The organism is Paracoccus sp. MKU1, from assembly GCF_001447385.1.
Taxonomy (GTDB): domain Bacteria; phylum Pseudomonadota; class Alphaproteobacteria; order Rhodobacterales; family Rhodobacteraceae; genus Paracoccus.
The window spans coordinates 1-6942 of sequence record NZ_LLWQ01000036.1; the positions used below are offsets into that span (position 1 = coordinate 1).

The following is a 6942-nucleotide window of genomic DNA, read 5'->3' on the forward strand; positions in this document are numbered from 1 at the left end:
TGGATGCGGCCGCGCACCAGGACCTTCGTGCCGGATTCGCAATATTGCTGGATGGTCCGGCCCAGGCCGTTGAAGGCGACGACGCGGTGCCATTCCGCGTCCTCGACCCGATAGCCCTTCTCGTCGCGGACGACCCGGCCTTCCGAATAGCGCGGGCGCGCGGTGACCAGCCTGAAGCGGGTGACGTCGGTGCCGCTGCGGGTGGTGCGGGTTTCGGGGGCCTGGCGGATGGTGCCGGCGAGGATGACGATGTTCTGCATTGTCTGTCTCCGTTGCTTCACCGGAGGGACCATTCCCTCCGACGAGACCCGGGAAAGTCCGTCGGGAGGCACCTGCAACTGACGCCCCTTGGGCGGCAGCTTGCCCGCAAGGCTTCGGAGTGGGGCGGGCAGCCGCGCCCTGCGCGGCAACACGGTCCGGAGCCTTGGGGATTGCCGGTGAAAACCGCACGGAGTTAGGGGATCGGACAGGCGGAGGGATTGGTTCGTCCGGGGGGCAAGACGGGGACAGATCGCAGAACGGCGGCGTCCTCGCCGGTGCCGTCCTGTCGGGAAAGCCCCCGGAAACCCGCGCCACCCGCGGCGGTGCCGCTTCGCTTCCCCTTGCTGGTCATCCTTGCGTCCGCCGCCGGAAGGCCGGGTCGTTCGGGGCGGGAAGGATCGGGCTGTCGGGCCGGGGGCGCGGAATGGCATGGCAGCTGCTTCATCGGCTCTGGGCCAGACCGTCCGGCAATATTGCGGGGCCGGCAGGAAGCTGGTCGCATCGCGGCGGGCATCGACTACACGAAATGGCGGGATGCGGAAGGCGGGCGTCGGATGGCTGTGGGGTCGGCGGCGAGGTGGATTTCTACGCAGGGTGTTGCTGGCCGGGACCGAAAGCGACGACGAGGGCCGCTTCATCGACGAAGACGACATTCCGACCTGAGCGGAAGGCCCGTGGCCCAGTGGTTCCAGCCGCCGGGTTTTCCATGGGCGCGGCAGATCGTGGGTGCCCGCATTGGATCGTGTCCGTGATGCGAGGGCCTCCCCTCAGCATCGTCCCTGCGCGTTGAGTTGCTGATAGTGGGCGGCCAGTTCTCGCTGCGCTTGCTGCAAAGCGGATTGCTCTCCGGCTCTGCGCAGCTGGCGCCTGTATCGGTTGACGATCACGTTGCCGTCCTGCTCGGACAGATTCCGCAGCGTGCATTCCGCGTCAGGGCCCAGAGCGCCCAACAGTCCGAAAAGCTCGTCCTTCTCGGCCCACTCCCCGCTGCCCGCACCGCCTTTATACTTATGATTCGTCGTATTCGCCCAACCGGGGACATGATTGAAGTCCTGCGCATACGACCCGGATATGCAGGCAACGACGATGGCGAGAACGCCGGCGGCGATTCGACCTATCATCATCTCATCCCCTTGTTTCATGCCTGTGCCGCGTTCGCCCGGCGATCGGCATGGCTCCGCGCGGAAAAGAGGCCGCACCCACCATCGACTATGGTGGATATGCCACGACGGCACCGCCCCGGAAAGGCGGAAGGTCGGCCGATGGGCGCGGCGCAAGCGGGCTTCCCGCTTCGCTGCAATCCCGTGCAGGGCCAACTGTAATCCGAACCGCGTCGGCAACCGGGCGCCGCGAGAAGGATCGTCACCGGCATCGGCCGAAACCGCTTGCGGGTTCGGTGAGCGCCCCGCAGGGCGCGATTAGAGCCGTCCCCCACAGGGGGCTCGCCCGGATTTTCTTGCAAGATTAGCGGCATGGCGCTGCCCTCTCCACTACAGACAGCGCCCCCTGGTCATTTCGCCTTCGACGCATTCCTTGCCACGGAAAGCGCCGCAACCCCTGCCTTGGTGATCGTATAGGGTCCGCCGTTCCGCGATGCGATCAGCTTCTTTCTGCGCAGGTTCTCGAACTCGGTCACGCCGAACCCGTCGAGAAACCAGCCATCGCGGCTGACGAAATCCGCCGAGACCAGCCGTTTGCCGTCGTCCTTCTCGACCATCACCCGGCCACCGAAGGACAGCATTTCAAGCACCTTGCGCTCGTTTCTGGAAATATTCATGATTCATACCAGTTCGCCCGGGCAGGGCCCGGACTGTCATCTACGAATGCAAGCCATGGCTTGCAGCTCAGGACGATGACGGCCTCGATCCACGCAGCGCGTGAAACGAGGCTTTATACGGCTGGAAAGAAGGTATGTTTCATGCGGCGATCCTAGCTGTCGCCTCGTGCATGATCAAGCCGAGGCTACCGGCCTTTCCCCATACCGCCAGCATGATCCGGCCGGGCTCCGATATATGTTGGTCTCCGCCCGTCCGGATCATGCCGCGCCGTTCGTGCCTGTCGCGTCAGCCATGAACGCATCCGCCGATTTCTCCGCCTTGTCTTCGCGAGCCGGGCCACGCCCGGCGAGCGCGATTTTTCGGGGCGTGTGGTGTGGATCGCACGCGGGACGGCCGCCGCTCCGATGGACCGGCGGTCGTGGTGTTCTGGGCTGGCGTCTGGCCTATGGCCGCAGCGGCCGCCACGGTTCACCCGTCCCGACCGGGCGCCAAGTCAAGCGGCGGCAGCGAAACGTGGTCCAGGCGTAAAGCAGCGGCTCCATGCCGTGCCACCAGTCGGCCGCGATTTCGCCGCAACGGCCCTCGAACAGCAGCCTGCCGCGCGCGGTGTAAAGCCGGAACTCCACCGGCAGGGCGTCGCCTTCTTCCGGCTTGCCGCGTGCGGGAACGCCGTCGGCATCCTCGCCCAGTCCGATGCAACCGCCGTGATGGTCCTTCGTGACGATCCAACGCATGTCGTAATCCTTTCGTTGAATCTGTGGGATTGTGGCGCCCGCCGCGATGACCGGCGCCCTCTGGTCGCGGGGATGGTGGCCTATGCGGCCGCCTTCCGGTCCCGCTCTTGCAAAGCCGCCATCCGCTTGCCCGCGGTCTGGTAATGCGCCACGTCCAGTTCCACCCCGAGCCAGTCGCGGCCCAGCAGATGCGCCGCCGCCAGGGTCGAGCCGCTGCCGCTGAACGGGTCCAGCACCAGATCGCCGGGCTGGGTAAACGCCCCGATCAGCCTGCGCAGCGCCGCCACCGGTTTTTGGGTCGGGTGCAGCCTGTTGCCGGTATAGGGGAAGTCCAGCACATCCGGCACCGGACGGGCGGGCAGCACCGGATCGCCCTTCGCCAGCAGATAGGCCTGTTCGTGCTCGTAGCGCAGGAACCGCGCCGAGGAGGCGTAACGCTTGCGGAACACCAGATGCCCGACGATGCGGAAGCCCGCCGCCTTCCAGGCCTCCACGAACAGATCCACCTTGTTCCAGCCGTAGAAGCTGACGCAGAAACCGCCATCCTTCAGCACCCGGTGCATCTGGGCGAAGGCCGGGCGCAGCCAGCGGGCGTTGTCGTCATTGGCGACGGTGCGGCCCTGCCGGTCGCGGAAGCGGGTCACATAGGGCGGATCGGTCAGGATGAAGTCCACCGATCCGGTGCCGAACGCCTGCATCGCTAGGGTGCAATCGGCATTGATGACGAGGTGGCGGGGGGTGCTGATCTTGCCGGTCATGTCTCTGTCCTTTCGGATTCGGGGCGGAGGGCCTTTGCCCTGATCCGCCGATGGGCCGCGCCTCACCGGTCTGACTTCGGGAAACGCATGTTTCCCCGGAGGCAGAGCGGAGAGGGCGCAGCCCGACCCGCGGCCGCATGGCTGGCGGTCATGGGTCGGGGCGCAGGGGCGGGGCGGCCCGCAGCCGCAGGCGAGGACACGGCCCTGCGCCCCGACGACGCCCCAAGGCGGCGCCTGCCCTTTGACGGCCAGACAGGCGGATGCGTGGCGGACAAACCTTTGAGACAGGAAAGCCTTCGGGCCGGGGGTGAGCCGGGCAAGGCCCGGTCGAGGCCCCTGCACGGCTGATGCTCAGACGCGATCCGCGCCCGGCGCGCGGATCACATCGGATCAAAGCGACATGGCCGGTGTCGGCTGAACGGGGCTGCGTGGAGGCACTGATCCTCGACGCCGATCCAGTGAACGCCTCATGGACGTCAGCATCAGCCCCCGAGATCAGGCCTGCGGCGCCAGTTCCCCGAAACCGTTCAGGTTCATCAGTGCGGCGATGCCGGTGATCAGCCCGGCGCTGCCGCAGAGCAGCTTCAGCGCGATGGCGGAGTCGATGGCACCATGTGTGACGCCGTGGACGACGGCATATCCGGCGATCATCGCCGGGGCCACGAAGACGGCCCGCGCCAGCAGGCAGAGGATCGGGTTCTTCGCCTTGAACAGCACCGTGAGAACCAGCCCCACCGACAGCAGCGCTGCGGTAGCTGCGGCGAAGGCCGAGAGCAGGAACCCCGTCTCCGTCGCGTGAATGAGACGGAATGTCTCGACCGCGACCATCACCGGCAGCGCGTAGATTGCCAGATACCAGGCGATCACGCAGGCGACGGCGGTGAGCATGACGGCAAGCAGGATCAGGATCATGGAAACCTCCGGACCAAAGGGCTCAGGGATCGATCACGTCAGGCTGCCAGAAGATGATACGCCCCGCCTGCGACCAAGGTTCACTGCGCCGTTGCTGCGAAAAACAGCATTTCCAAGACCCGTTGGCGGGTCAAGCGAATGGGCGGTGATCGGGAAAATGATGCGGATAGACGCCCAAAACAGTCACTGGCCGGCGGCATGTCGCCGGACCCTTCATCCGCAGCGGCACCCCGTTGGCTGCCGGCTCACCCGTCCCGCATGAGCGGATCTTCGATCTCAGCGGACACCGTGATCGGCAGTGATGTCTGGGTCGGCTTCGAGGCGGTCGTCATGCCCGCATCCATGCCGGAACCGGGCGACGCGTGGCCCATGGCCGCATTGCGATTCGACCTTGGGACGGATAGGCAAACCTTCAGGACGAGGGAGGAGCGCAATGGGCAGATCGGATCGGGATCTCGATCATCTCCACGAACTCCTGTGGGCCCTGCCCCAGGAAAACTATCCGATGAGCCTGAGCGAGCTCGACGGCTACGTGACCGGCATCCTCTCCTGTCCAGATCTCATTCCACCCTCAGAATGGCTTCCCCATGTCTGGGGAGAAACCGGCGATGCCCGGTTCCCCGACCTGGCGACCGCGGAGGCGACGATCTCGGCGGTGATGGCGCATTACAATGCCATTGCCTCGGAGATCGCGCGAAGCCCATGGCTCGAACCGATCTACGAGGTGGATCCCAACAGCGACGAAACGCTCTGGGAGCCCTGGGTCGACGGCTTCACGCGCGCCATGCGCCTTCGGCCCGAGGCCTGGCAGGCGGTGCTCGAACAGGCCGATGACGAGACGCGTTCGGCCCTGATCTTCCTCATGGCCCTGCAAGACATCAACGAAGGGACCAGCACCTTCACCGACGAGGAAATCGACGAGATCGATCTGGATGCCCCGGATCTGATCCCTAATTGCGTCGCTGCGATCCTGCTCGTCTCGCGCCCGGGGGTCGTGCTGGAGCCCGGCAATCTCCCTCACGCCCCCACGCAAGGCAAACGTCCAGGCCGGAACGATCCCTGCCCCTGCGGTTCGGGTCGCAAGTACAAGCAATGCTGCGGCAAGAACTGACGGGGTTCCTGGGACGGGAGGAGATGGCCGCCATACCGTGCATCTGCCTGACTCCGGGCCCACGGCATTGCCAGCGTGCCCTGCGGCCCGGAGAATGCTGATGCTCGATCCCTATTCGCGGCGCTGGGGACTGATCGCGAACGGAGACCCGATCACCACGCCGACCGCCACCCTGTTCCCGGTGCTGTGGCGCGGCAGGCCCGCCATGCTGAAACTGTCGTCGCAAGAGGACCAGCAGCGCGGCGCCGGGCTGATGGAATGGTGGAACGGAGACGGCGCGGCGCGGGTCTTCGCGAAGGACGAGAGCGCCCTGCTGATGGAACGCGCCACGGGTTCGCGGTCTCTGGCGGACATGGCGCGCGACGGGCGCGACGACGAGGCCTGCCGCATTCTCTGCGCCACCGCCGCGAAACTCCACGCCGACCGGCCTGCTGCCCTTCCCGACCTGGTGCCCTTGGCCCGGTGGTTCCGCGACCTTGAGCCGGCAGCCGCAAGACATGGCGGCATCCTTCTGCGCTGCGCGGAAACCGCCCGGGCGCTGCTGGCCGAGCCGCGCGATCTCACCGTGCTGCATGGCGATCTGCACCATGACAACGTGCTGGATTTCCGGCCGCACGGCTGGCGCGCCATCGATCCCCACGGGTTGTTCGGCGAGCGCGGCTTCGATTTCGCCAATATCTTCACCAACCCGGACCTGAGCGATCCCAGCCAGCCGGTCGCCACCGAGCCGGGCCGTTTCGCGCGTCGTCTGAAGGTGGTCGCCGAGGCGGCGGGGCTGGACCGGCGGCGCCTGCTGCAATGGATCCTGGCCTGGACCGGCCTGTCGGCGGCGTGGTTTCTGGAGGACGGCGACCCTCTGGCCAGGATCGATCTGCATGTCGCCGAACTGGCGGCGGCAGAGCTGGATCGGTGAGCAGCGGTGAGCCCCCCGCCAGTCGTGCGATCACGCCCGTTGCGCGGCGATCAGCAGCATCATCGGCCGTTCCAGTTCCTCGGCCAGCGCGCGCATGGCCTCAATCTGTTGCTGTGTCGGCGCGAACTCCTCGATCCGGCGCAGCGCGAAACCCGCGCCGATCAGCGTGTTGAGCGTCGTGGCCAGCGTTCGGTGATGCTTCAGCACGCCCCTGGCGAACCAGTCGGTGCGGCGCTCGCCCTCGAGGGAGTAGCCGTTGACCGGCCAGGTCTTGCGGCCGTCCTCGTCCAGCAGCCAATGCGGGTGTGCCGCCGCCATATAGATCGGATGCTCGATGGTGAAGACCAGGTCACCGCCGGACACCAGCGCCTTGTGGATCATGCGGACCAGCCGGTCGAAATCCGCGACATAGTGGAATGTCAGGGCGCTGTAGACCAGATCGAAGGCCGCTTCGGGCAAGTCGAGCCTGTCCAGA

At 66.4% G+C, this 6942-nt stretch carries 9 protein-coding genes; 2 read left to right on the forward strand and 7 right to left on the reverse strand.

The genetic code is table 11. The features are described 5' to 3' along the window. From AQY21_RS02555 to AQY21_RS02580, 6 genes are all read right to left on the reverse strand, one after another. A partial coding sequence (locus AQY21_RS02555) for a single-stranded DNA-binding protein (RefSeq protein ID WP_152988076.1) occupies positions 1-260 on the reverse strand: 260 nt, incomplete at its 3' end. Between the two features lie 768 nt (positions 261-1028). Continuing rightward, entirely contained in the window at positions 1029-1403 is a 375-nt protein-coding gene (locus AQY21_RS02560) for a hypothetical protein (RefSeq protein WP_152988077.1), read from the reverse strand. A gap of 368 nt (positions 1404-1771) precedes the next feature. Further along, positions 1772-2038, reverse strand: coding sequence for a YjhX family toxin (locus tag AQY21_RS02565; RefSeq protein WP_058096283.1), 267 nt, complete (start codon positions 2036-2038; stop codon positions 1772-1774). 444 nt (positions 2039-2482) lie between these two features. Next, a complete protein-coding gene (locus AQY21_RS02570; RefSeq protein ID WP_058096284.1) occupies positions 2483-2773 on the reverse strand; it encodes a hypothetical protein in 291 nt (96 codons plus the stop codon). An 80-nt stretch (positions 2774-2853) separates the two neighbouring features. Continuing rightward, positions 2854-3531 (reverse strand): DNA methyltransferase, encoded by a 678-nt coding sequence (locus AQY21_RS02575; RefSeq protein WP_058096285.1) that lies wholly within the window; start codon positions 3529-3531, stop codon positions 2854-2856. Between the two features lie 495 nt (positions 3532-4026). Beyond that, complete coding sequence (locus AQY21_RS02580) at positions 4027-4443, reverse strand: hypothetical protein (protein WP_058096286.1); 417 nt, start codon at positions 4441-4443, stop codon at positions 4027-4029. A gap of 433 nt (positions 4444-4876) precedes the next feature. On the opposite strand from AQY21_RS02580, the gene AQY21_RS02585 reads away from it, so the two are divergent. Together AQY21_RS02585 and AQY21_RS02590 are read left to right on the forward strand one after the other, a co-directional pair. After that, positions 4877-5554 (forward strand): YecA family protein, encoded by a 678-nt coding sequence (locus AQY21_RS02585; protein WP_058096287.1) that lies wholly within the window; start codon positions 4877-4879, stop codon positions 5552-5554. Between the two features lie 100 nt (positions 5555-5654). After that, positions 5655-6467: an aminoglycoside phosphotransferase family protein gene (locus AQY21_RS02590; protein WP_058096288.1), complete on the forward strand. Its 813-nt coding sequence runs from the start codon at positions 5655-5657 to the stop codon at positions 6465-6467. 30 nt (positions 6468-6497) lie between these two features. Here AQY21_RS02590 and AQY21_RS02595 read toward each other — a convergent pair. After that, positions 6498-6942 (reverse strand): methyltransferase domain-containing protein (locus AQY21_RS02595; RefSeq protein WP_152988078.1); only part of this gene is annotated, 445 nt, incomplete at its 5' end.